Origin of the sequence: Mycolicibacterium monacense (genome assembly GCF_010731575.1) — a bacterium.
Lineage (GTDB): Bacteria > Actinomycetota > Actinomycetes > Mycobacteriales > Mycobacteriaceae > Mycobacterium > Mycobacterium monacense.
Window position 1 is genome coordinate 3,014,964 of the sequence record NZ_AP022617.1, and the last position, 22,156, is coordinate 3,037,119.

Below are 22,156 nucleotides of genomic sequence, written 5' to 3' on the forward strand. Positions count from 1 at the left end.
GAGATGTCAGGAGAGCCAGTGATCAAGGTGATGGAGGGCGTACGGGTCCTCGAGGTCGCACAGTTCACCTTCGTGCCGGCGGCGGGTGCCATCCTCGCCGACTGGGGTGCCGACGTCATCAAGGTCGAACACCCCGTGCGCGGTGACACCCAACGCGGTTTCATCAACATGGGCGGATTCCAACTGGATCCGAACCGGCATCCGCTCATCGAGCACCCCAACCGCGGTAAGCGCAGCGTCGGTATCGACGTGTCGACGCCGGACGGCCAGGAGGTGCTCTACGAGATCGCCAAGACCGCGGACGTGTTCCTGACCAACTACCTGCCCGCACAGCGGCAGAAGAACAAGTTCGACGTCGAACACATCCGGGCGGCGAACCCGAAGATCATCTACGCCCGCGGCAGCGCCTACGGCGACAAGGGCCCCGAACGTGACGTGGGCGGTTTCGACGGCACCGCGTTCTGGACGCGCAGCGGGGTGGGTCATGCGCTGACCCCCGAGGAGATCGGCGGCGCGCTGTCGCAGGGCATCCCGGCCTTCGGCGATTCGATCGGCGGGATGAACATCGCCGGAGGGATCTCGGCGGCACTGTTCCACCGGATGCGCACCGGCGAAGCGGTCGAACTCGACGTGTCCCTGCTCAGCACCGCCTGGTGGGCGGCCGGAGCCAGCGTCACGCAGGGTATGGAGACCGGTGAGACGATGCGCTCGCTGATGCCCGACTCGGCGAGCCCCTCGGTCAACCCGTTCCTGGGCAACTACCTGACCTCCGACGGCGGCACGATCAACCTGTGCATCGTCAGTCCGACGGGGTACATCCGGGACGCCTTCGAACACCTCGGCCTGCCCGAACTGGCCGACGACCCGCGCTTCAACGATGTCATGCCGCTCATCGAGAATGCCCCGGCCGCAGTGCAATTGATCGCCGATGCCATCCGCAGCAAACCGTTCGACTACTGGCGCCGGCACCTGAAGACGATGAAGGGCCAGTGGGCGCCGTTCCAGAGCCTCGTCGATCTGGGCACCGACGAGCAGGCCATCGCCAACGACATGGTCGTCGAGGTCGAGGCCAACGACGGCGGCGAACCGTTCAAGGTGGTGCGCGGCCCGGTGCAGTTCAACCACGAACCGCTGGTCACGACCCGCGCGCCGCAGGCCTCCGAACACACCGAGATCGTGCTCATGGAGTTGGGTCTGGACTGGGACCGCATCGAGGCGCTCAAGGACTCGGGCGCCATCGCCTGATCCCTGCAGCCCGCGAGCCACAGGCACTTACCGTAAGCGTTACAGTTGAGATATCATCACCGGCATGAACGATGTCGCGATCATCGGTGTGGGCCTGCATCCGTTCGGCCGGTTCGAGGGTAAGTCGGCGATGCAGATGGGCGTCGACGCGATCTTCGCCGCGGTCGACGACGCCGGCGTCGCGTGGTCGGATGTGCAGTTCGCCACCGGCGGCAGTTGGACGGTGGCCAACCCCGACGCCATCGTCGGCATGGTCGGGCTCTCGGGTATTCCGTTCACCAATGTCTTCAACGCCTGCGCCACCGCAGCGAGTGCGCTGAAGGCCTGCGCCGACGGAATCCGATTGGGCGACTACGACATCGGCATCGCGATCGGCCTGGACAAGCATCCGCGCGGCGCCTTCACCGAGGATCCCGCACTGGTGGGCATGCCGTCCTGGTACGCGGAGAACGGCCAGTACCTGACCACGCAGTTCTTCGGTATGAAGGCCAATCGCTATCTGCACGATCACCAGATCTCCCACGCCACGCTCGCCAAGGTGGCCGCCAAGAACTTCCGCAACGGGGCGCTCAACCCGAATGCGTTCCGGCGCAAGCCGATGACCGAGGAGCAGATCCTCGACTCGACGATGCTGAACTATCCGCTCACGCAGTACATGTTCTGCGCGCCCGACGAAGGGGCCGCCGCGGTGGTGATGTGCCGCGCCGACCTGGCCCACCGCTACACCTCGAAACCGGTGTACCTGCGCGCGGTGGAGGTCCGCACCCGGCAGTACGGCGCGTACGAGGTCAATACCACGTTCGCGCCCGTCGACGAGGACGTCGCGCCGACGGTGTACGCGGCCAGGTCGGCGTTCGAGAAGGCCGGCATCGCGCCGACCGACGTCGACGTCGTCCAGTTGCAGGACACCGACGCCGGCGCGGAGATCATCCACATGGCCGAATGCGGATTCTGCGCCGACGGCGATCAGGAGAAGCTGCTGGCCGACGGCGCCACCGAGATCGGCGGCCCACTGCCGATCAACACCGACGGTGGCCTGATCGCCAACGGCGAGCCGATCGGCGCATCGGGCCTGCGCCAGATCCACGAGCTGGTCCGGCAATTGCGGGGCGAGGCCGGAGACCGACAGGTACCCGGTGAGCCACGGGTCGGGTTCGGGCAGCTCTACGGTGCGCCCGGTACCGCCGCGGCCATGATCGTGTCCACCTGACCACCGCGAGCAGACAGAGAATCGCCCCGAAACACCTGCGTTCAGGCGATTCTGCGTCTGCTCGCCGAATTTTCCCGGCGCTCACCGACTTCATCCCCAATCCCACGTTCGAGCGCGTCGCCGCACCCGGGGCGCACGAGAAGTTCTTCGCCGGTGAGAACAGCGAGGGCCTCACGCTGCGCTCGTCAACCCCGCGCTCGCGGCCTGAGACCGGGCCGCCGAGAGGTCAGCCCGCCTTCTTCACCGGCGGTGAGTAATTCGGCTTCCCGAGACCGAGCGCGTATTGCGCGATCATGTTCCGGAACACCTCGAGCGTGCCGCCGTAGATACCCACCAGCGGGGCGAACCGGTACACGTATTCGGCGCCGCCGTCGTCGGCCGCACCGTCAGTGCCGATCGGCAGGGTCGAGGCCGCCCCGAGGATGTCCATCAGATCCGGTGAGACGTCGCGCATGGTCTGCGCGATGGCGACCCGGCCGAAGATGCTCGGCGCGCTCAGCGCGGCCTCCACGCGGGCGGCGCTGCGCCCCAGTCGGTATGCGACCGACTGGTCGTCGATGAGTCGGCGTCCACCGGGGTCGGGTCGGCAGACCTTCCCGGCGATCCGGTCGAGTGCGTCGGCCATGAACCCGGCCTGGTGCATCATGATCGACACGTCGGCCAGACCGTCCTCGGCCGCGGCCACCGCACCGTGCTCGGCGTTGAGCGGTTCCCGCAGCACGGTCCATCCCCCGTTGACCTCGCCGAGGCGATAGCGATCGTCGACCCGCACGTCGCTGTAGTACACGATGTTGGTGCGATCGCCGTCGACGGTGCGGATGCCCTGGATCTCGATGCCGGTCGAGTCGAGCGGCACCAGGAACATCGTCAGGCTCTGGTGTTTGGGCGCCGCCGGGTCGGTGTTGGTGATGAGGAAGACGTACTGGCAGTTGTGCGCACCGGTGGTGAACATCTTCGAGCCGTTGATGATCCATTGGTCGCCGTCCCGCACCGCCCTGGTCTTACAGGTCGCGATGTCCGAGCCGCCCTCGGGTTCGGTGTAGCCCAGGCACAGTCGGACATGTCCGCTGAACACCCGGGGCAGCACCTCGTCGCGCACCTCCGGGGTGGCGAACTTGTCGACCGAGCGGGCCACCATCGACGTCGTCCCCCAGGTCACCCACGGGACGTGGTAGCGGCGCTTCTCCAGTTCCCAGATGCGCCGGCGGACCCGACTGAAGCCGCCGTCGGCCTCGGACTTCCACTCGCGCTCCAGGTATCCGGCCTCGCCGAGCGCCAGGTGCACACCCTCGTCGAAGTTGTCGCCGGTTTCGCGGTCGCGCCGCTTGACCTCCTCGGTCACGTGCTCGCGCAGGAATGCCCGCACCTCGTCGCGGAACTGCGCGTCCTCATCGGACAATTCGACCCGGGAGAAATCCATCTAGCTGCTCCGTTCTGCGCCGGTCTCACGCTCGGCGACGATCGCCGCGACGCGTTGCGCGGCCAGTCCGGGGTCGCCGCCGGCCAGTGGCCATCCGCGGGCACGGACGAGGTACGCCGTCGCCGCGGCCTCCGCGGACACCCCGAGACCGCCCTGGACGTGTACGGCCATGGTGGCGGCCTTGGCGGCTTCCTCGGCCATGAACACGAACGCCGACGGCGCCAGTTCCGGACGTTCGTCGGGTTCGTTGTCGAGGAACCACGCGGCCCGCCGGACCAGGTTGCGGCCGCCCTGGACGACGATCGCGATGTTGGCCAGCGGATGGGAGATCCCCTGCAGCGTCGAGATCGGCACGCCCAGTGTGTACCGGCTCTTGGCGAATTCGGCGGCGATGGTCATGGTCTCTTCGACGAGCCCGACGAGCGCGGCCGCGGTGAGTAGCCGCCACTCCGTCAGCGCCAGGTCGTGGGCGGCGACCGCGTCCGGGCCGGCCGCAAGCACGGTGCGGGTGTCGGCCGCGGCCGGATCCACCCACGCCATCGGGAGCTTGCCGATGTTGTCCACGCGCCCCGGGCGGGTGCCGAAGCCCAGCAGCACCACCTCGTCACCGTCCCGCACGATGATGTGGTCGGCGATCGAACCGCCGGAGACCAACCGCTGCCCCGGGCCGGCGTCCAGCCGCAGGTCGAGGGTGGCCAGCTCTTCACCCGCGACGACCCCGGAACCGAGACCGTCGAGTGCGGCGAGCAGGCGCGCGGCCACCACGTGCTCGATCCACGGCACCGGCGCCAGGCTGCGGCCGATCTCCTCGGCCACCAGCGTCAGGTCGACCAGCGTCGCGCCGTCACCGCCCGCCGATTCGGGCAGTGCCATCGTCGTCGCGCCCATCGCGCACAACCGCTCCCACAGGCTCTTGTCGAAGCCGGAGGCCTCTGCGGCCCGGACGGTTTCGATGGGACAGTGTGTCTTGAAGAACTGCCGGTAGGCGGTCTGCAGGTCGACGTGGTCCTCGGAGAGGCTGTAGTCGATCCTGCGCAGTTCGTAGCGGTCCATCACAGCTCCTGTTCGGAGAAGAAGAACTCCTGGGCGTTGTGGTACAGGTAGTTCTCGAGCACGTCGGTGGGCAGATCCAAGGCCAGCGCCTCGGGTACGACACGGCTCTGGCGCAGCACGGGCCAGTCGGAGGCGAAGATCACCTTGTCCTTCCCGCGGGTGCGCATATAGTGCAACAGGCTGTCGGGCAACCGTTTCGGTGACCACGCCGAGGTCATCAACCGCAGATTGCGATACTTGATCATCAGCCGGATCGCGACGTCCCACCACGGGTCGGCGCCGTGGATCATGCACAGCTTCAGCTCCGGGAAGCGCACGCACACCCGGTCCAGGTGGATGGGGTTCTGCACCTCGCCGGGAATCGGCGGGCCGGGCAGCCCGGTGTTGATGCAGAGCGGCAAGCCGAGTTCGGCGCATTTGGTGTAGAGCGGGTAGTAGACCGCATCGCTGGGCGGGTACATGCCGTCGCCCCAGAAACTCGGCCCGACAACGGCATACGCGACGGGCAGGTCGGCCACCACCGCCTGCAACTCGCGCAGCGACGGCATCGGCCGCAACAGATTGACACCGCCGACGGCGAGAGCGAACCTGTCCGGCCGCTCCTCGACGAACTTGCGGGCGGTGACCGACGGTTTGGCCAGATTGTCCATCAGGATGGCCTTCTCGACACCGTGCTCGGCCATCTCGTCGAGCAGCGCGGGCAACTCGACCTGATCGTAGAGCGACCGCGGGCCCTTGAAGTAGTCGTCGCGGACCTTGAGCATGAAATCGGGCTGCTTGGCTGTCTCCCCGAAGTGCACGTTGACCAGGCAGTCCAGCACTCGCGGGCTCACAGCTGACCCGCCAGCGTATCCCGCTGCGCCGCTTGGCTCTTGGCCCATCGGTAGTCGGCTTTACCGTTACCCAGCCGGCGCACCTCGTCGACGAAGATGAACTCCTTGGGAGCCTTGAACCGGGCCAGGGCCGACGTGCAGGCATCCAGCAGCGCCCCGGGGTCGACGTCGGCACCCGCCTGCCTCTCGATCAGCGCAACGATCTCCTGTCCCCAGCGGTCACTGTCGCGGCCCACCACCAACGCGTCGGCGACGCCGTCCTGGGCGCGCAGCACTTCTTCGACCTCCTCGACGAAGACCTTCTCGCCACCGGTGTTGACGACCAACGCATCGCGTCCGTACAGGCGCAGTGTGCCGTCGGCCTCCAGTGCCGCCCGGTCGCCGGAGATCACCACGCGGCGCCCGTCGACCTCGGGGAAGGTCCGTCGCGTGGCCTCGGCATCGTCGAAGTATCCCAACGGGATCCGGCCCTCCCGTGCCACCCAGCCGATCTCGTCACCACCCGGTTGCAGGAACCTGCTGCGGTCCTCGGAGAGCACCACCACCCCGTCGCGCCTCTCGAACGTGTCCTTGCGGTCGTCGCGCAGGCTGCGCCCGAACGCCATATTGCCCGTCTCCGAAGATCCGTATCCGTTGATCAGCGTGATCTGCGGGAGCAGCTCGAGCAGTGCGTCCTGATGGCGCTGATTGGTCGCCGCACCCCCGGTGCCGATCGCGAACAGCGACGACAGATCGTAGGGACGTCGGCGCAACTCGGCGATGAGCGGGGCGGCATACGCGTCACCGACCATGGTCATCAGGCCGACCTTCTCCCGCTCGGCCGTGGTCAGCACCGCGGCCGCGTCGAGGGTCGGTTTGTCGTAGAGGATGACCGTCTGGCCGTTGAGCAATGCGGCGAACGCGGTCCACATACCGGCGGCGTGCATCAGTGGGGACACCGCGAACCAGGGCGGACCCGCATGCTGGACCTTGTCGTGGATCTCGGTGACCGATTCGTGGTCGGCGCCGTTCATCGACACCACGTAGGTGTCGGACTGTCGCCACATCACACCCTTGGGGCGTCCCGTCGTGCCGCCGGTGCAGATCATCATCACGTCGTCCGGTGACGGCGTGACGGGCCGGTCGGTGTCGCCCTGTGCCAGCGCGTCCTCCAGTGCCATCGCTCCGGCCGGTTCCGGTGCTTCACTGCCGTCGTCGATCGAGATCATCACCTCCACCCCGGCCCGGGGCAGGACGTCGGCGAATTTGGCGCCCAGCGAGCGGTGGAAGACGACCGCGCGCGGTCGCAGGTAACTCAGGAGCTCGTCGACCTCCCGCGGGGTGTAGTTGAAGTTGACGTTGACCGGCACCGCACGCGCCTTGAGAGCGCCGATGACCACGTCCGGGTACAGGTCGTTGTGCATGATCAGGGCGACCCGGTCCTGCCCGCACTCCCACCCGTCGAGCGCGTCACGCTCCTGGTGGGCACCGATCCCGTTGGCGACCAGGAAGTTCGCCAGCCGCCGGGTGCGGTCCGCGGTCTGCGCGTAGGTGCTCCTGCGGTCGCCACAGATGGTCATCAACCGGTCCGGCACCGCCTCGGCGATGGCGTCGACGACACCGCCGATGGTCCACTCGCTCATCTCAACGCGCCGCTACGTTCACGCCGATCAGGTCCAAGGCGTTGTCGCGCATCACCTTTCGCGTGTCCTCGGCGCTGAACTCCGGGAACTGCGGGATGTCGGCGGTGAAGGTCATCGGATCGGCGAGACCTTCGCCGTGCGGCCAGTCCGAGCCGAACAGGATCTTGTCCACGCCGATGGTGTCGGCGAGCAGCTTCACGTCGTCCTCGTAGTACGGCGCGATCCAGACGTTGTTGCGCAGCTGCTCGACCGGATCCTCCTTGTAGTGGTACGGCGCGGCGTTGGCCGATTTCTTGAGCCGCTTGATCAGCCGGTAGACGAAGTAGGAGCCGTTCTCGATGCTGGCCACCTTCAGCTTCGGGTGGCGGGTGAACACCTGGTGCACGATCATCGAGGCCATCGAATCGTGGATTGCGCGGTCGTCGAGCAACACCTGGTCGAGCGGATCCTTCTTCCCGAACCCCTCGAAGGTCGCCTTACCGCCCCACAGCGCCGCGATCGCCAGGTAGCCGCTGTCGGAGAGATGGAAGATCACCGGGACGCCGGCTTCGGCGAGCCGGGCCCACACCGGATCGTGCACCGGGTCGCCCAGCGAGCGCGGTTTGACCAGACCCGGCACCGGCGCGGGCCGGACGCAGACGATCTTGGCGCCGCGGCCCAGGACGAATTCGACTTCCTCGACGGCTTTTTCGGGATCGGCGAGAGAGATGATGGGCGCCGACAGGAAACGATGGTCGGGGCGGTCGAACCCCCAGTCCTCGTCGAGCCACTGGTTGAACGCGTGGACCGACACCATGGTCGCCTCGATGTCGTGCTTGAGCGCCTCCTCCACACCGCAGGCGAAGGTGGGCAGCATGAACACCGTCTCGAGGTTCTGCTTGTCCAGGACCTTCGCGCGCGCATCGCGGTTCTGGTACTCGGGGTGATCCGCGAGACGGTCGACCTTCATCAGCGACGCCGGGTCGACGCCTTCGGGGATCTCGCCGCGGAACAGCAGATCGAGACAGCCCGGCTCGATGATCGGGTCGAACGTCGGGTTCGGGATGAAGTGGTTGACGACGCCACCCATGACGGCGAAGGTGCGTTTGCCCTCGGTCAGCATCTGCACGCCGCGGCGCTTGAACTCCTTGGGCAGATAGCGCGTGAACGCGTCGAGCGGTTCGTAGTAATGGTTGTCGACGTCGATCGCCATGTAGTCGAGTGTCATGAGGGTCCCTCCTGCAACATCGGAAAACTCGGTGCCCGCTTCTCGAGAAAGCTCACGATTCCCTCGATCACGTCGGGACGGAGCAGCGATTCGCCCATCAACTTCTCCGCCCTGGCGCTGGCGTCGACGACGTCACGTTCGGCATCCCCGTAGGTCTGGGCCTTGATGACGGCGAGCGACGCCGGCGAGCAGTTGGCGGCGATGTCCTCGGCGTACTCCACCGCACGCGCCATGAGCTCGTCGGGCGCGACGACCTCCTTGACCAGACCGAGGTGGGCCGCTTCGTCGGCGTAGAAGGTCCGGCCGCTGAGCAACAGGTCCATCGCGGCGCCGAAGCCGACCAGCCGCGGCAGGATCCACGAGATCCCGTATTCGGCGATCAGACCGCGGCGGGCGAAGGAGGTCGCGAACTTCGCGCCGTCGGCGGCGAACCGGACGTCACACATCAGCGCGTGGGTCAATCCGATTCCGACGCACGATCCGTTGATCGCCGCGATGACCGGCTTGCGCAGTGCCGTGAGGAAATGGGGGTGCCGCTCCCCGACGATCTTGCTGACGTCGTGGGATTGGCCATCGGGGAGGGGCCTGCCCAGCGAATCACCGATGGTGGCCATCGACCCCAGATGCGCTCCGGCGCAGAAGGCGCGGCCGCTGCCGGTGAGCACGATCACCCGGACCGCCGGATCGGTCTCGGCGCGATCGATCGCCGCGTAGAAGCCCGCCGAGATGTCCGCACCCCAGGTGTTCAGGCGGTCCGGACGGTTCAGCGTCACGACGGCGACGCCGCTGGGCCTGACGTCGTAGAGGACGGCATCCGGTTCGGCATCCCCGGCAGTCACGCATCGGCTCCTCGTGGTCGGCGCACCCCGCATTAGGTACTCATACTGTATACCTATCGGTAGCGCATTCCACAAGAACGTGGAGGCCGACGTCGGCCCAGGTCAACGGCGTTGCCCCTCAGGTGAAGTCGCTGCCACCGTCGACGTTGACGTTCGCCCCCGTCATGTACGAGTTGCGCCGCGAGGCGAGGAACGCCGCGACCGGTCCGATCTCCGACGGCAGACCGGCCCTCGGCAGGTGCGCCGGATGGCCGAAGTGTTCGGTGATGGCGTCCATCAACCGGTAGGGATCGTGGGCGTCGACGCCCACCGACTCCGCCCACCCGGTGAGCGCCTCGGAGGCGATGCTGCCGGGCGAGACGACGTTGACCAGGATCTCGTCGCGGGCGAGGGTGAGCGACAGATTCTTCGACACGCTCGTCAGCATCGCTTTGGCCGCGGTGTACGCCGGCAGGATCACACTCTGCCGCTGTGTCGACTGGGCCGAGAAGTTGACGATGCGGGCCCACGACGCGCTGCGCAGCAAGGGAAGCGCGGCGCGCACACACCGAACCATCCCGAGCACACCGCTTTCGACGGCCGCGCGCCACTGATCGTCGGACAGGGATTCGAAGTCACCGCGGACGTCGGGGCCCACGGTGTTGACGAGGATGTTGAGCGCACCGCCCCACCGCCGCGCCACCTCGGCGAACGCCCGTTCGACCTGCTCGGGTTGGGCGATGTCGGCGGGGATCCCGATCGCGTCCGGACTGCCGCACTCGGCCAGTTCGGCCGCCGCACGGTCGAGCACGTCCTTCGTCCGGCCGATCAGCGCGATCTTCGCACCGTCCTCGGCCAGGCACCGGGCGGTGGCCAACCCCATCCCACGGCCGCCGCCCACCACCACCGCGGTGGCGTCGGTCAGTCCGAGGTCCACCGCTCAGGTACCGCTCCAGTTCGGCGCCCGCTTCTCCGCGAACGCGATGGCGCCTTCCTTGGCGTCGTTGGACGAGAACACCGGGATGATGAGTTCCATTTGCTTGGACCACATCTCGGCTTCGCTCCACTCGGAGGAGCGGACCAGGATCTCCTTGGTCACCGCCACCGCGAGCGGGCCGTTGGCCGTGATGCGTTCGGCGAGTTCGACCGCGCCGGCGAGCGCCTGCCCCGGTTCGGTCACCTTGTTGACGAAACCCCACGCCGCGCCCTGTTCGGCGGTGAAACTCTCACCGGTCAACGCCAACTCGAGCGCCTTCTGGTACGGAATGCGGCGCGGCAGCCTCAGCAACCCCCCGCCGGCGGCGACGAGACCGCGCTTGACCTCCGGGATGCCGAACTTCGCGGTCGCGGACGCCACGACGAGATCCGTGGCGAGCACCACCTCCGTGCCGCCGGCGAGTGCATACCCCTCGACCGCGGAGATCAACGGCTTCCGGGGCGGCCGCTCGGTGAAACCGATTCCGCGGCCGGGGATGTCGACCCGCTCACCCGCCGCGAAGGCCTTCAGGTCCATGCCCGAACAGAAGTTGCCGCCCGCGCCGGTGAGAATTGCCACGGAAAGGCTTGTGTCACTGTCGAGTTCGTCGACCGCGTCGGCGAGGCCCTGGCTCACCGCGAAGTTCACGGCATTGCGGGCCTCCGGCCGATTGATGGTGATGATGAGTGTGCGCCCCTGGCGCTCCAACAGGACCTCGTCCGCCACCGCTTCGCCTTTCGCTTGCCCGTCAGCTGCCAGAAAAGCGTACTATATGGCTTACTGTTGAAGGGCGGCGAGTCTCCGATGGTCTTCCATGAACGCTCGATCGTGACCCGGCCGGTAAGGTCGACGGCACCCACGGGGCTGTGGCGCGGCGGTGTCGCCATGGATCAGACCGCCTCGGCCGATCATTCCCCATGCGCATCATCGATCTTCGACGGAGGTACTCGCGGTGGCCAGACAAGCGACAGCTGAGAAGCGGCAGCGCCGCGAACGCGGGTCCATCAACCCCGAGGACATCATCAAGGGCGCCTTCGAACTCGCCGAGGAGGTGTCGGTCGACAACCTCAGCATGCCGTTGTTGGGCAAGCATCTGGGGGTCGGCGTCACGAGCATCTACTGGTACTTCCGCAAGAAGGACGACCTGCTCAACGCGATGGCCGACCGGGCGCTGCGTCAGATCGCCTTCGAGGCGCCCTACGTCGACGCGGCGAACTGGCGCGAATCGCTGCACAACCATGCACACAACATGCGCAAGACCTTCCTCGCGAGCCCGATCCTGTGCGACCTCGTGCTGATCCGCGGCGCGCTGTCGACCAAGGCGCTGCGACTCGGTCTCGAGCAGATCGAGGCCGCCGTGTCCGGGCTGGTGGGTGCCGGCCTGTCACCGGAGGATGCGTTCGACACCTACTCGGCGGTGTCGGTCCACGTCCGCGGTTCGGTGGTGCTCGCCCGTTTGTACGAGAAGACCCGGTCGTTGGAGAGTTCGGAGTTCCGGCTCGACGACTCGGCGACGATCGATCCCGAATCCACCCCGCTGATGGCCGAGCTCAGCGCCAAGGGCCATCACGTCGGCGTCCCCAACGACATGAACTTCGAGTACGGGCTCAACTGCATCCTCGACCACGCCGCCAGGCTCATCGAGCAGCAGGACACGACGGCGAAACCGGCGGCCGCGCGACGGAAGAACGCCTCGTCGCGCTAGCCTTCCGGACCGTCAGACCTCGATGACGACCGCGCCGCCCTGCCCACCGCCTGCGCACATCGCCGCGACGCCGATTCCCCCGCCGCGCCGCTGCAGTTCGTAGACCAGCGTGGTGACCATGCGGGCACCCGACGCGGCGATGGGATGGCCGAGGCTGCAACCACTTCCGGAGAAGTTCACCTTCTCCTCGTCGAGACCGTACTCACGGCAGGCCGCGATGGGCACCGAGGCGAACGCCTCGTTGATCTCCCAGAGCGCCACGTCGGCCGGGGTGAGGCCGGCGCGGTCCAGCACCTTGCCGATGACCTTGACCCCACCGAGACCGGTGTCGCGCGGCGCCACCCCGACCGACGCCCAGGCGCGCACCTTCGCCATCACCGTCAGACCCTCGGACTCGGCGTAGCCGCGCTCGACGATCACGGTCGCCGCCGCGGCGTCGTTGGTGCCGCTGCTGTTGCCCGCGGTGATCGAGAAGCCCTCGATCTCGGGATGGAGCACCTTGAGCCCGGCCAGCTTCTCGGCGGTGGTGTCCCGTCGCGGATGCTCGTCGACGCTGAAGTCGATCACCGAGCCGTCCGGCTGCTCCACCTTCAGCGAGACGATCTCGTCGAGGAACTTTCCGGCATCCATCGCGGCGATGGCGCGCTGATGGGACCGGGCCGCCCACGCGTCCATCTCCTCGCGGGTGATGCCGACGGCCTGTGCGGTGTTCCAGCCGACGGTGATGGACATGTCGCGGGTCGGCGCATCCGGCGTCTCGACGTGGGTCGGCGGCATCCACCGCTCCTCGAACTTGAGCTCGGGGCCCGGGATGCGCCAGTTCACCAGCGGCGTCATCGACAGTGACTGCACACCGCCGGCGACGAGCACCCGCTCCATTCCGGAGCCGATCTGCGCCGCGGCGTTGCCGATCGCGGTGAGGCTGCCCGCGCAGTGCCGGTTGACCGACTGGCCGGGCACATGCTGCAGGCCGGTCGCGTCGGCCGCGTAACGCGCGAGATCACCGCCGCCGTAGTGGGATTCGGCGAAGATCAGGTCGTCGATGGCACTCGGGTCGACCCCGGAGCGCCGGATGGCCTCGGGAAGCACCGTGGTGATCAGGGTTTCCGGCGGGGTGTTGACCAGGGTGCCCTTGAAGGAGCGCCCGATCGCGGTACGGACGGCGCCGACGATGACGGGTGTTGACATGGTTTCGGACCTCGGTGTGTCAGGCCGCCGCGACGGCGGAGGCAGATCTGGCGACGTTTACAGAAACGGTATCAGTTGTAAGGCGGCGCGACCACCGGCAGGGTCACTCGACGTCGGGCTCGGGGACATGGAAGTGCTCGTCACGGCGCCGGAACGCCTCTTTGGTGCCGTACTGGGCGCGGGTCTTGACGAAGTTGAACTCCCCCGGCGCGAACTGCAGGTTGGTCCCGTATGCGTGGAACAGGTAACTCGCCACCTCCTCACCCTGATAGACCTGGCTCTGCTCGACGAGCCGGAAGGCCTCCTTGGCGATCACCACACCGTCGGCGGGCATCTTGGCCGCCTTATGCGCCCAGTAGCGCGCCCGCGCGGACACCATCGCATCGTCACAGGTCTCGGTGAAGATCCCGAGGTGTTCCAGGCTGCCCGCGTCGACGATGTCACCGGTCAACAGGAGGCGCCGGGCCAGCACCGGCCCGAGCCGGTGAAAGAACATGTGCAGGCTGCCCAGCGCCGGTCCGAGGAACCGCGTGGCGGGCATCCCGATCTCGGTGCCGCGGCCGATCACGGCGATATCGCACATCAGCGCCATCTCGAAGCCGCCACCGAGCGCATACCCGCTGATCTCGCCCACCGTGACCTTCGGAAAGCCCATGAAGTTGTGATAGAAGCCGAACGACTTGCGGTCGACGGTGAGCCGTCGGCGCTGGCTCGGACGTTTCTTGGTTTGAGCCTTCCCGCCCTGGTCCTTGCTGTTGTCCTCACCGCCGTACCACCCGTAGGCGTTGTTCATATCCGCGCCCGTGCTGAACACCCCGCCGGCGCCGCGCAGCAGCACCACGGTGAGGTCGTCGTCCTCGGCGACCCGGTCCAGGTGCCGTGCCAGCGCGTCGCGCATGGCGGCGTCGTAGGAGTTTCGTCGGCCCGCATTGTTGAGCGTGATCGTCGCGATGCGGGTGTCGTGGTCCGCCTCGAACAACACCCGGTCGTCGGAATCCGTCATCGTTGGTGCCTTTCCGTGTTCACAACCGTGCATTCACACCCGCCGTCGCCCGTAGCGCGACCCGGCGAGCCGGTCCGGTGGCGAGGCCACGGTGTCGACCTCACCGGTGCACAGCACCTCGCCGTCGAGCGACAACCGAGCGGTGGACGTCAGGCCGCGCTCCGTCTCGACGCGGGCCACGTCGAAGGCCAGTTCGGTCAGCACCGGCGTCGGGCGGCGGTAGCGCACGGTCAGCGAGCGTGTCTTACCCGCCACCCCGGCCGCACAGCTCTGGTGCTGGGTGACGCAGTCGAAGAAGACGCCGAGGAAGCCGCCGTGCACCAACCCCGGCGGCCCTTCGAACGCGAGCGCGAATGTCACTGAACCGGAAGCGGTCTCGTCGCCGAGGTGGTCGAACCGGTATTGCGGGAAGCAGGGGTTGTACGTACCGACGTCGAAGGCGTGCTGCAGATACACGCGTCGGTCCTCGCCGCCGTCACCGAGGCGGGGGGCGCTGTCCGGCGGAGCGGCGGCCGACAGCTGCTTCTCCCATTCGGGGAATCTGGCCAGCATCTCGTCCACCGCGGGATGCGGCGCCTCCTGCACCAGCAGCAGATCGGTCAGTCGCCGCATGGCCGCGGCCGCCGACACGGTCTGCGGCAGCGGGTCCTCCCCGTACCGGCGATCTGCGTTCGCGGACATCGTCGGTGGCGCTCCCCTGTTTCGTCGAGGTGGATTTCGCTATGTTGTACGGAGCACGAATCGTATCGCCTACTGTAGGGCTAACCATAACGACAGCGGAAGGGTGGGTGCGCCGGTGGGGCAACAGGGCGGTACGGCCGCACCGGACGGGTCGGTGTCCGTGCACCGCGAGGACGCCGCACTGGTGCTGACCCTGGACCGACCCCAGCGCCGAAACTCGCTGAGTCACAGGATGATCGACGAACTCGTCACCGCCCTGACCGCAGCGGCGACCGACGACTCACTGCGGGTCGTGCACATCCGCGGCGCAGGTGGGGACTTCTGCACCGGCGCCGACTGGGTGGCGACCAACACCGCGGGTCAGCGTCCCCGAACCGGTGATCTGGTGCGACGAATCCCGCACGGCGCGAACCGGGTGGTCGAACTGGTGCACACGTTGCACCTGCCGGTGGTCTGCAGTGTGCAGGGCTGGGCGGTGGGCCTCGGGTGCAATCTGGCGCTGGCCGCCGACTTCACCGTCGCCGATACCGACGCGGTGTTCTGGGAACCCTTCGTGGAGCGCGGTTTCGCACCGGACTCCGGGGCCAGTTGGCTGCTGCCCCGCCTGGTGGGCCTGGCGCGGGCCAAACGCATGCTGCTGCTCGGCGAGAGGGTCAGCGGCGCCGAGGCCGCCGAATGGGGGTTGATCCACGACAGTGTGCCGGGCGACGAGGTCGCCGCGGCCGCCGACCGACTGGTGGCGCGCCTGGCCGCCGGGCCCACGGTCGCGATCGGCCTGGCCAAACAGGCCGTGCACCAGGCGTTGCACACGCCACTCGCCCAGGCCATGACACAGGAATTGTTCAACGTCGAACTCTCGTGTCGTACAGCGGATTTCAAAGAGGGTCTGGCCGCGTTCCGGGACAAGCGCGACCCGGACTTCCAGGGCCGATGACCCCCGACCACACCACCGAGGAGCGCGGATGACCGACAGTTCGTACGACACGATCAAATACGAGGTCGACGGACACACCGCGACCATCACGCTGAACCGGCCCGATGCGCTCAACGCGCTCAGCCCGCACATGATCACCGAACTGCGCGCGGCCTACGACGAAGCGGAGAACGACGACGACGTCTGGCTGCTGATCGTGACGGCCACCGGACGGGCCTTCTGCACCGGCGCCGACGTCAAGGAGATCCCCGGGGACGGCAAGGTGCTCAACGAACGCGCCTTCCTGTCCACCTACGAACAGTGGGAGGCGCCGCAGGAGGGCACCCCGCCGTTCCGCCGGATGGCCAAACCGGTGCTCGCCGCGATCAACGGGATCTGCTGCGGCGCCGGGCTGGACTGGGTGACCACCGGTGACATCGTGATCGCCTCCGAGCAGGCGACCTTTTTCGATCCGCACGTCAGCATCGGTCTGGTGTCCGGACGCGAAGTCGTGCGGCTGGCCCGTGTGCTGCCGCGCTCGGTCGCGCTGCGCATGGCGATCGTGGGCAAACACGAGCGGATGAGTGCACAGCGGGCCTACGAACTCGGCATGATCAGCGAGGTCGTCGAGCACGACCGGCTCCTCGAACGCGCCCATGAGATCGCCGACCTGGTGACCCGCAATGCGCCGTTGGCCGTCCGCGGCACCCGGTTGGCCATCCTCAAGGGCCTGGATCTGCCGTTGCACGAGGCCGAGATGCTCGGTGAGGCGTTCCGTGAGCGGAACCTGCACACCGAGGACTCCCTGGAGGGGCCGAAGGCGTTCGTCGAGAAGCGCACCCCGGACTGGAAGTGCCGATGACCTTCGAGACGATCACGCTCGACGTCGACGCCGCCGTCCACGTCGCGACCATCACGCTCAACCGCCCGGAGCGGCTCAACGCGTTCAACCGCACCATGTGTGCGGAGATGGCCGAGGCGTGGCGCGTCGTCAAGGCCGACGACACGGTGCACGCCGTGGTGTTGCGCGCCGCTGGAGACCGGGCGTTCAGCGCCGGGCTGGACGTCAAATCGACCTACGGTCAACCAGACAACGTGTGGAATCACGAGGATCCCGGCGAACTGCTGAGCCCCAAGTGGCAGAAGATGTGGAAACCGGTGGTGTGTGCGGTGCAGGGCATGTGCACCGCAGGCGCGTTCTACTTCCTCAACGAGGCCGACGTGGTGATCTGCTCGGAGGAGGCGACGTTCTTCGACTCCCACGTCAGCGCCGGGCTGGTGTGCGCACTGGAACCGATCGGCCTGATGCGCAGGGTCGGTCTGGGTGACACCCTGCGCATCGCGCTGATGGGCAACGACGAACGGGTCGGCGCCGAGACCGCGCTGCGCATCGGACTGGTCACCGAAGTCGTTGCTCGCGAACGGCTCTGGGAACGCGCCCACGAGATCGCCGCGACCATCGCCGCCAAACCGCCGTCGGCCACCCAGGGCACCGTCAAGGCCATCTGGGAATCGCTGGACAGACCGTACCGGGCGGCCATGGAGCAGGGGCTGATCTACACCCGGTTGGGCAATCCGATCGGCCAGGCCGAACTCGCCGCGCATCCGCCTGCGGCCCGCCCGGACCCGAGGGTGCGGTGATGGCCCCCCACCGCCTGAGCCGGCGCATCTCCCACGTGCTGGATCTGCGGCCCGAGGGCAACGCCGTGGAATACGACGGGCAGTGGGTGACGTGGGCGCAGATCGGCGAGGCGGCCCGGCGGATCGCCCAACTGGTCACCCGGTACGGCGGCGACACCCCGCAGGTGGGCATCCTGCTCCGCAACCGGCCGCCACAGGTCGCCGCGGTGCTGGGGGTGTTGCTCGCCGGCGGCACCGTGGTGGTGGTCAACCCGTCCCGCGGGGACGACCGCACCCGCGCCGACATCACCGCCCTCGCGCTCCCGGTCCTCATCGGCGAACCGGACGATCTGGCCGCCCTGGTGACCCCGGCATCCGCCACCACGGTGCTGTCGCTCACGGCGCTGTCGCAGGAACCTGTCGTCGACCCCGCCGCACGGCGCACGGCCGAGACGCGCCCCGGGGTGGCGGTGCGGATGTTGACCAGCGGGACCACCGGGCCTCCCAAGCGGATCGACCTCACCTACGACATGCTCGCGCACAGCGTCCTGGGGCCCGAGCCGGACGAACCGCGTCGGGGTATCGCGATCGTCAACGCCCCGCTCGTGCACATCGGCGGGGTGTTCCGGGTGCTGCAGTGCGTGGGCGAGGCGCGGTCGTTCGCGCTGCTGGAGCGGTTCGATCTGCAGCGGTGGGCCGATGCGGTGCGCCGGCACCGGCCCGCTGCGGTGTCGCTGGTCCCGGCGGCCCTGCGGATGGTCCTGCACTCCGACCTCACCCGCGACGACCTGGCCGGCATCCGCGCCGTCACCTCGGGCACCGCGCCGCTGTCGGCCGAAGACGCCGACGCGTTCACCGAGAAGTTCGGCATCCCGGTGCTGACGTCCTACGCCGCAACGGAATTCGGAGGTGGGGTGGCCGGCTGGACGCTGGCCGACCATCAGCGCCACTGGCACACCAAACGGGGTAGCGTCGGACGTGCCAGCGGTGGCTCTCGACTGCGCGTGGTCGGTGAGGACGGGACGCCGCTCGGTCCAGACCAACCCGGGCTGCTCGAGGTCAAACCCGGCCAGCTTGGCCCGGGTGCGGACTGGATCCGGACCACCGACCTCGCCCGTATCGACGCCGACGGCTTCCTGTGGATTCTGGGCCGCGCGGATCAGGCCATCATCCGCGGTGGCTTCAAGGTGATGCCCGACGACGTGCGCACCGCGCTCGAAGGGCATCCCGCGGTGCGGGGGGCCACCGTGGTCGGGCGCCCGGACGACCGCCTCGGCGAAATCCCCGTCGCGATGGTCGAATTGCGCGACGGGGCGGCCACGAGCGGCGACGAGCTCACCGCATACCTGCGCGGCCGCCTCGCGCACTACGAGGTGCCGAGCGAGATCGCCGTCGTCGACACGATCCCGCGGACCCCCTCGGGTAAGGCCGATCTGGGCGCTGTCCGGCGGTACTTCGCCACCGCGGCCGAGCCGCGAATCGATACGGCGGTCACCGTCGACCATGGCTGAGCCGCACACCGTCGCCGCCGTGCTGCGGCGCTGGGCGGTCGACCGCCCAGCGCACCCGCTGCTGATCCGCGACGCCGACCGCCTCGACTACGGGCAGGCAGAACGCCGGTCCGCTCGCCTGGCGCGCGGCCTGGTCGCCCTCGGTGCGGGCAAGGGCACCCACGTCGGCCTGCTGTATCCCAACGGCGCGGAGTTCCTCGTCGGCATGTTGGCCGCGGCCCGCATCGGTGCGGTGGTGGTGCCGTTCAGCACCTTCGCCACGGCCCGCGAACTCGCAGAGCAGTTGCGCCACAGCGACACCGAGATCCTGTTGTCGGCCGGATCGTTCCGCTCCCATGACTACGCCTCGCGGCTGCGCGAGGTACTCGGGGGCGACATCCCCGTCGGGGAACGCCTCTACTGCGCCGCGGTCCCCCATCTGCGCCACGTGTTCGTCGACCGGTATCCCGACGGCCGCGTCGATGCCGCCCTGCTGACCGCGGTCGAGGACGACGTCGACGGCAGCGACCCGTTGACCATCGTCTACACGTCCGGATCCACCAGTGCACCGAAGGGTGTCGTACACACCCACGCCGCGTTGATCGAGCACCAGCGCAACCTCAACGCCATCCGCGGACTGGGCGCCGACGACCGGTTGTTCTGCAATTCGCCCTTCTGCTGGATCGGGGGGATCGCGTTCTCGGTGCTGGCCACGCTGGTCGCCGGCGCGACACTGGTGTGCTCGAACGCCGAGGACCCGGCCGCGACCCTCGATCTGCTGGAGGCCACCCGGCCCACCATCACCAATGGCTACGTCGCCGGGATCGCCGCCCTGGCAGCACATCCCAGCCTGCCGCACCGTGACCTGTCGTCGATGCGGCGTGGCAACCTCTACCCCATCATGGCGCCCGACGCCCGTCCCGCCGACCCGGACCTGCGCCACCACATGCTGGGTATGACCGAGACGGGCAGCGTCGTTCTGCTGCACCCCGACGTCTCCGATCAGCCGGAGCGCCGCCGCGGATCGTTCGGACTGCCCGCGCCCGGATTCGACACCAGGATCGTGGACCCGGACACCGGCGCACCGGTCGATGCCGGCGAGGTCGGCGAGTTGTGCGTGCGTGGACCGTATGTGATGCAGCGGTACTACAAGCGCAGCCGTGAGGGGTGCTTCGATCCCGACGGCTGGTTCCACACCGGCGATCTGGTGCGCACCGACGACGACGGGCTGTACTACTTCCTCGGTCGGCGCGGCGCGATGATCAAGACCGCCGGCGCCAACGTGACACCCGTGGAGGTGGAACGCGCGATCACCCGGGCCACGGGTGCACAGGCGTACGTCGTCGGTCTTCCCGACCGCGACCGCGGACAGGTGGTCGCCGCGGCGGTGATCGTCGACGACCCCGGTGAATTCGACGCCGCCGCGCTGCGCGAGGCACTGCGCGAGGAGTTGTCGGCGTACAAGATCCCCCGCCGCATCACCGCGCTCACCCGCGACGACCTGCCCGTGATGGCGAGCGGCAAGGTCGACCTCCCCCGGCTCACGAAGGTGTTCGATGTCCAACGCTGACACCACGATCGACCGGTTGCTGCGCCGCAACGCCGCCGCCCATCCGGAGAAGGCCGCCGTCATCGACCCGGCGTCCCGGGTGACCCACGGCGACCTCGACCGCATCACCCGCACGCTGGCCGCGGCCCTCGTCGGCGCAGGTGTCGGCAAGGGTTCGCGGGTCGGGCTCGTCATGCCCAACAGCGTGCAGTGGGTGCAGATCGCGGTGGCCCTGACCCGGATCGGCGCGGTACTCGTGCCGCTGAGCACGCTGCTGGCGCCGCGTGAGCTGGTGGCGCAGCTGCGCACCGCGGCGGTGCAGGTGCTGATCACCGTCGAGGAGTTCCGCGGCCACCGCTACCTCGACGACCTGCGGGCCGAACTGGGTCTGCCGGACCTCGACAACCCTCTCCACAGCCCCGAACTGCCTGCACTGCGGCAGGTCTGGAACCCGGACCAGCTCATGGAGTCCCGGGCCGTCGACCACGAACTGGTGGACGCGCTCACCGACGCGGTGACCCCCAGCGACACGCTCGCGATCATGTTCACCTCCGGCAGCAGCGGTCCGCCCAAGGGGGTGGTGCATTCGCACGGCAACGCGCTCGGCGCCGTCGCCGCGGGTCTGCACGCCCGCTGCATCGATGCCGACACCCGGTTGTACCTGCCGATGCCGTTCTTCTGGGTCGGCGGGTTCGGCAGCGGGGTGCTCTCGGCGCTGGTGGCCGGGGCGACGCTGGTGACCGAGCAGATCCCGCAACCGGAGTCCACGCTGCGGTTACTGGAGGCCGAACGCGTCACGCTGTTCCGTGGCTGGCCCGATCAGGCCGAAGCGCTGGCACGGCACCGACATTCGGTCGGGGGGGATCTGTCGTCGCTGCGGCCGGGCAGTCTCGAGGCGCTGTTGCCACCCGATCAGCGGGGCCGGGCGGGAGCACGCGCCAGACTGTTCGGGATGACCGAGGCGTTCGGGCCGTACTGCGGCTACCGCGCCGACACCGATATGCCGGAAACCGGCTGGGGTAGCTGCGGCCGACCGTTCGACGGGATGGAGGTCCGCATCGTCGACCCCGAAACGGCTGCACCCGTGCCGGCCGGCCGGATCGGTGAGATCCAGATCCGCGGACCGCATGTCATGCGCGGCATCTGCCGGCGCAGCCGCGAGGAGGTCTTCACCGCCGACGGGTTCTATCCCACCGGCGACCTCGGCCATCTCGACGACCGCGGATTCATGTTCTACCACGGGCGATCCGACGACATGTTCAAGGTCAGCGGCGCCACGGTCTACCCCAGCGAGGTCGAGGCGGCGCTGCGCACCCTCGACGGGGTCGCCGCTGCCTTCGTCACCGACGTGCCCGACGCCGGCGCCGACCGGGTGGGGGCGGCGGTGGTCTGCGACCGCCCGACGACGGTCGGGGCGCTGCGGTCGGCGGCCAAGAACGTGCTCAGCGCGTTCAAGGTGCCCACGATATGGCTGTTGCTCGACGACGATGACGCCGTCCCGCGCAAGGCGACCGGCAAGGTCGACGTGCGCGCGCTCCGGGAGCTACTGGCCGCCTCGTCCGGCGAGCAGACGTGAATGTCCCCCATTTCGGCCGAGTTCGGGGACATTTGTGTCTGCTCGCG

At 68.4% G+C, this 22,156-nt stretch carries 20 protein-coding genes; 9 read left to right on the plus strand and 11 right to left on the minus strand.

Translation table 11 applies throughout. The annotated features are described in order from the left end of the window. The first annotated feature begins 30 nt into the window (after window positions 1-30). Complete coding sequence (locus tag G6N49_RS14470; protein ID WP_083045192.1) at window positions 31-1,245, plus strand: CaiB/BaiF CoA transferase family protein; 1,215 nt, start codon at window positions 31-33, stop codon at window positions 1,243-1,245. Window positions 1,246-1,309: 64 nt separating this feature from the next. Further along, window positions 1,310-2,455: a thiolase family protein gene (locus G6N49_RS14475; RefSeq protein WP_011559179.1), complete on the plus strand. Its 1,146-nt coding sequence runs from the start codon at window positions 1,310-1,312 to the stop codon at window positions 2,453-2,455. Window positions 2,456-2,681: 226 nt separating this feature from the next. Here the strand turns inward: G6N49_RS14475 and G6N49_RS14480 are convergent, their stop codons facing one another. From G6N49_RS14480 to G6N49_RS14515, 8 genes are all read right to left on the minus strand, one after another. Continuing rightward, window positions 2,682-3,875 (minus strand): acyl-CoA dehydrogenase family protein, encoded by a 1,194-nt coding sequence (locus tag G6N49_RS14480; RefSeq protein WP_083045157.1) that lies wholly within the window; start codon window positions 3,873-3,875, stop codon window positions 2,682-2,684. After that, window positions 3,876-4,928 carry an acyl-CoA dehydrogenase family protein gene (locus tag G6N49_RS14485; RefSeq protein ID WP_083045158.1) on the minus strand — a complete coding sequence of 351 codons (1,053 nt, stop codon included), beginning with the start codon at window positions 4,926-4,928 and terminating at the stop codon, window positions 3,876-3,878. Next, window positions 4,928-5,761, minus strand: a complete 834-nt coding sequence (locus tag G6N49_RS14490) for an amidohydrolase family protein (protein WP_064915736.1) — start codon at window positions 5,759-5,761, stop codon at window positions 4,928-4,930. Before G6N49_RS14490 ends, G6N49_RS14485 begins: the two co-directional genes overlap by 1 nt. Continuing rightward, window positions 5,758-7,383: an acyl-CoA synthetase gene (locus G6N49_RS14495; protein ID WP_083045159.1), complete on the minus strand. Its 1,626-nt coding sequence runs from the start codon at window positions 7,381-7,383 to the stop codon at window positions 5,758-5,760. Before G6N49_RS14495 ends, G6N49_RS14490 begins: the two co-directional genes overlap by 4 nt. Window position 7,384: 1 nt before the next feature. Continuing rightward, entirely contained in the window at window positions 7,385-8,590 is a 1,206-nt protein-coding gene (locus G6N49_RS14500; RefSeq protein WP_011559174.1) for an amidohydrolase family protein, read from the minus strand. Then, window positions 8,587-9,462: an enoyl-CoA hydratase gene (locus tag G6N49_RS14505; protein WP_083045160.1), complete on the minus strand. Its 876-nt coding sequence runs from the start codon at window positions 9,460-9,462 to the stop codon at window positions 8,587-8,589. The genes G6N49_RS14500 and G6N49_RS14505 overlap by 4 nt, the downstream gene beginning before the upstream one ends. Window positions 9,463-9,547: 85 nt before the next feature. After that, window positions 9,548-10,345 carry an SDR family NAD(P)-dependent oxidoreductase gene (locus G6N49_RS14510; RefSeq protein ID WP_083045161.1) on the minus strand — a complete coding sequence of 266 codons (798 nt, stop codon included), beginning with the start codon at window positions 10,343-10,345 and terminating at the stop codon, window positions 9,548-9,550. A 3-nt stretch (window positions 10,346-10,348) separates the two neighbouring features. After that, window positions 10,349-11,110 carry a crotonase/enoyl-CoA hydratase family protein gene (locus G6N49_RS14515; RefSeq protein WP_085975381.1) on the minus strand — a complete coding sequence of 254 codons (762 nt, stop codon included), beginning with the start codon at window positions 11,108-11,110 and terminating at the stop codon, window positions 10,349-10,351. 226 nt (window positions 11,111-11,336) lie between these two features. Between G6N49_RS14515 and G6N49_RS14520 the strand changes: the two genes are divergently transcribed. Continuing rightward, window positions 11,337-12,089 (plus strand): TetR/AcrR family transcriptional regulator, encoded by a 753-nt coding sequence (locus G6N49_RS14520; RefSeq protein ID WP_011559170.1) that lies wholly within the window; start codon window positions 11,337-11,339, stop codon window positions 12,087-12,089. A gap of 12 nt (window positions 12,090-12,101) precedes the next feature. Here G6N49_RS14520 and G6N49_RS14525 read toward each other — a convergent pair whose 3' ends face one another. From G6N49_RS14525 to G6N49_RS14535, 3 genes are all read right to left on the minus strand, one after another. Continuing rightward, on the minus strand, window positions 12,102-13,277 hold the full coding sequence (locus G6N49_RS14525; protein ID WP_083045162.1) for a thiolase family protein: 1,176 nt from the start codon (window positions 13,275-13,277) through the stop codon (window positions 12,102-12,104). Between the two features lie 103 nt (window positions 13,278-13,380). Then, window positions 13,381-14,280, minus strand: a complete 900-nt coding sequence (locus G6N49_RS14530) for an enoyl-CoA hydratase/isomerase family protein (RefSeq protein ID WP_179967759.1) — start codon at window positions 14,278-14,280, stop codon at window positions 13,381-13,383. A gap of 33 nt (window positions 14,281-14,313) precedes the next feature. Next, window positions 14,314-14,961, minus strand: a complete 648-nt coding sequence (locus G6N49_RS14535) for a hotdog family protein (protein WP_083045164.1) — start codon at window positions 14,959-14,961, stop codon at window positions 14,314-14,316. A gap of 115 nt (window positions 14,962-15,076) precedes the next feature. Between G6N49_RS14535 and G6N49_RS14540 the strand changes: the two genes are divergently transcribed. Genes G6N49_RS14540 through G6N49_RS14565 form a run of 6 tightly spaced genes read left to right on the plus strand, consistent with a single transcriptional unit; the run spans window position 15,077 to window position 22,109 of the window. After that, the gene (locus G6N49_RS14540) at window positions 15,077-15,895 is read left to right on the plus strand and encodes an enoyl-CoA hydratase/isomerase family protein (protein ID WP_083045165.1); all 819 of its coding nucleotides are present in this window, start codon (window positions 15,077-15,079) and stop codon (window positions 15,893-15,895) included. Window positions 15,896-15,923: 28 nt separating this feature from the next. After that, window positions 15,924-16,736 carry an enoyl-CoA hydratase/isomerase family protein gene (locus G6N49_RS14545; RefSeq protein WP_083045166.1) on the plus strand — a complete coding sequence of 271 codons (813 nt, stop codon included), beginning with the start codon at window positions 15,924-15,926 and terminating at the stop codon, window positions 16,734-16,736. Then, window positions 16,733-17,515, plus strand: a complete 783-nt coding sequence (locus G6N49_RS14550) for an enoyl-CoA hydratase/isomerase family protein (RefSeq protein ID WP_011559164.1) — start codon at window positions 16,733-16,735, stop codon at window positions 17,513-17,515. The genes G6N49_RS14545 and G6N49_RS14550 overlap by 4 nt, the downstream gene beginning before the upstream one ends. Next, window positions 17,515-19,005, plus strand: a complete 1,491-nt coding sequence (locus G6N49_RS14555; protein ID WP_083045167.1) for a class I adenylate-forming enzyme family protein — start codon at window positions 17,515-17,517, stop codon at window positions 19,003-19,005. Before G6N49_RS14550 ends, G6N49_RS14555 begins: the two co-directional genes overlap by 1 nt. Beyond that, entirely contained in the window at window positions 18,998-20,554 is a 1,557-nt protein-coding gene (locus tag G6N49_RS14560) for a class I adenylate-forming enzyme family protein (RefSeq protein ID WP_083045168.1), read from the plus strand. The genes G6N49_RS14555 and G6N49_RS14560 overlap by 8 nt, the downstream gene beginning before the upstream one ends. Next, the gene (locus G6N49_RS14565) at window positions 20,541-22,109 is read left to right on the plus strand and encodes a class I adenylate-forming enzyme family protein (RefSeq protein WP_083045169.1); all 1,569 of its coding nucleotides are present in this window, start codon (window positions 20,541-20,543) and stop codon (window positions 22,107-22,109) included. The genes G6N49_RS14560 and G6N49_RS14565 overlap by 14 nt, the downstream gene beginning before the upstream one ends. Window positions 22,110-22,156 lie beyond the last annotated feature (47 nt).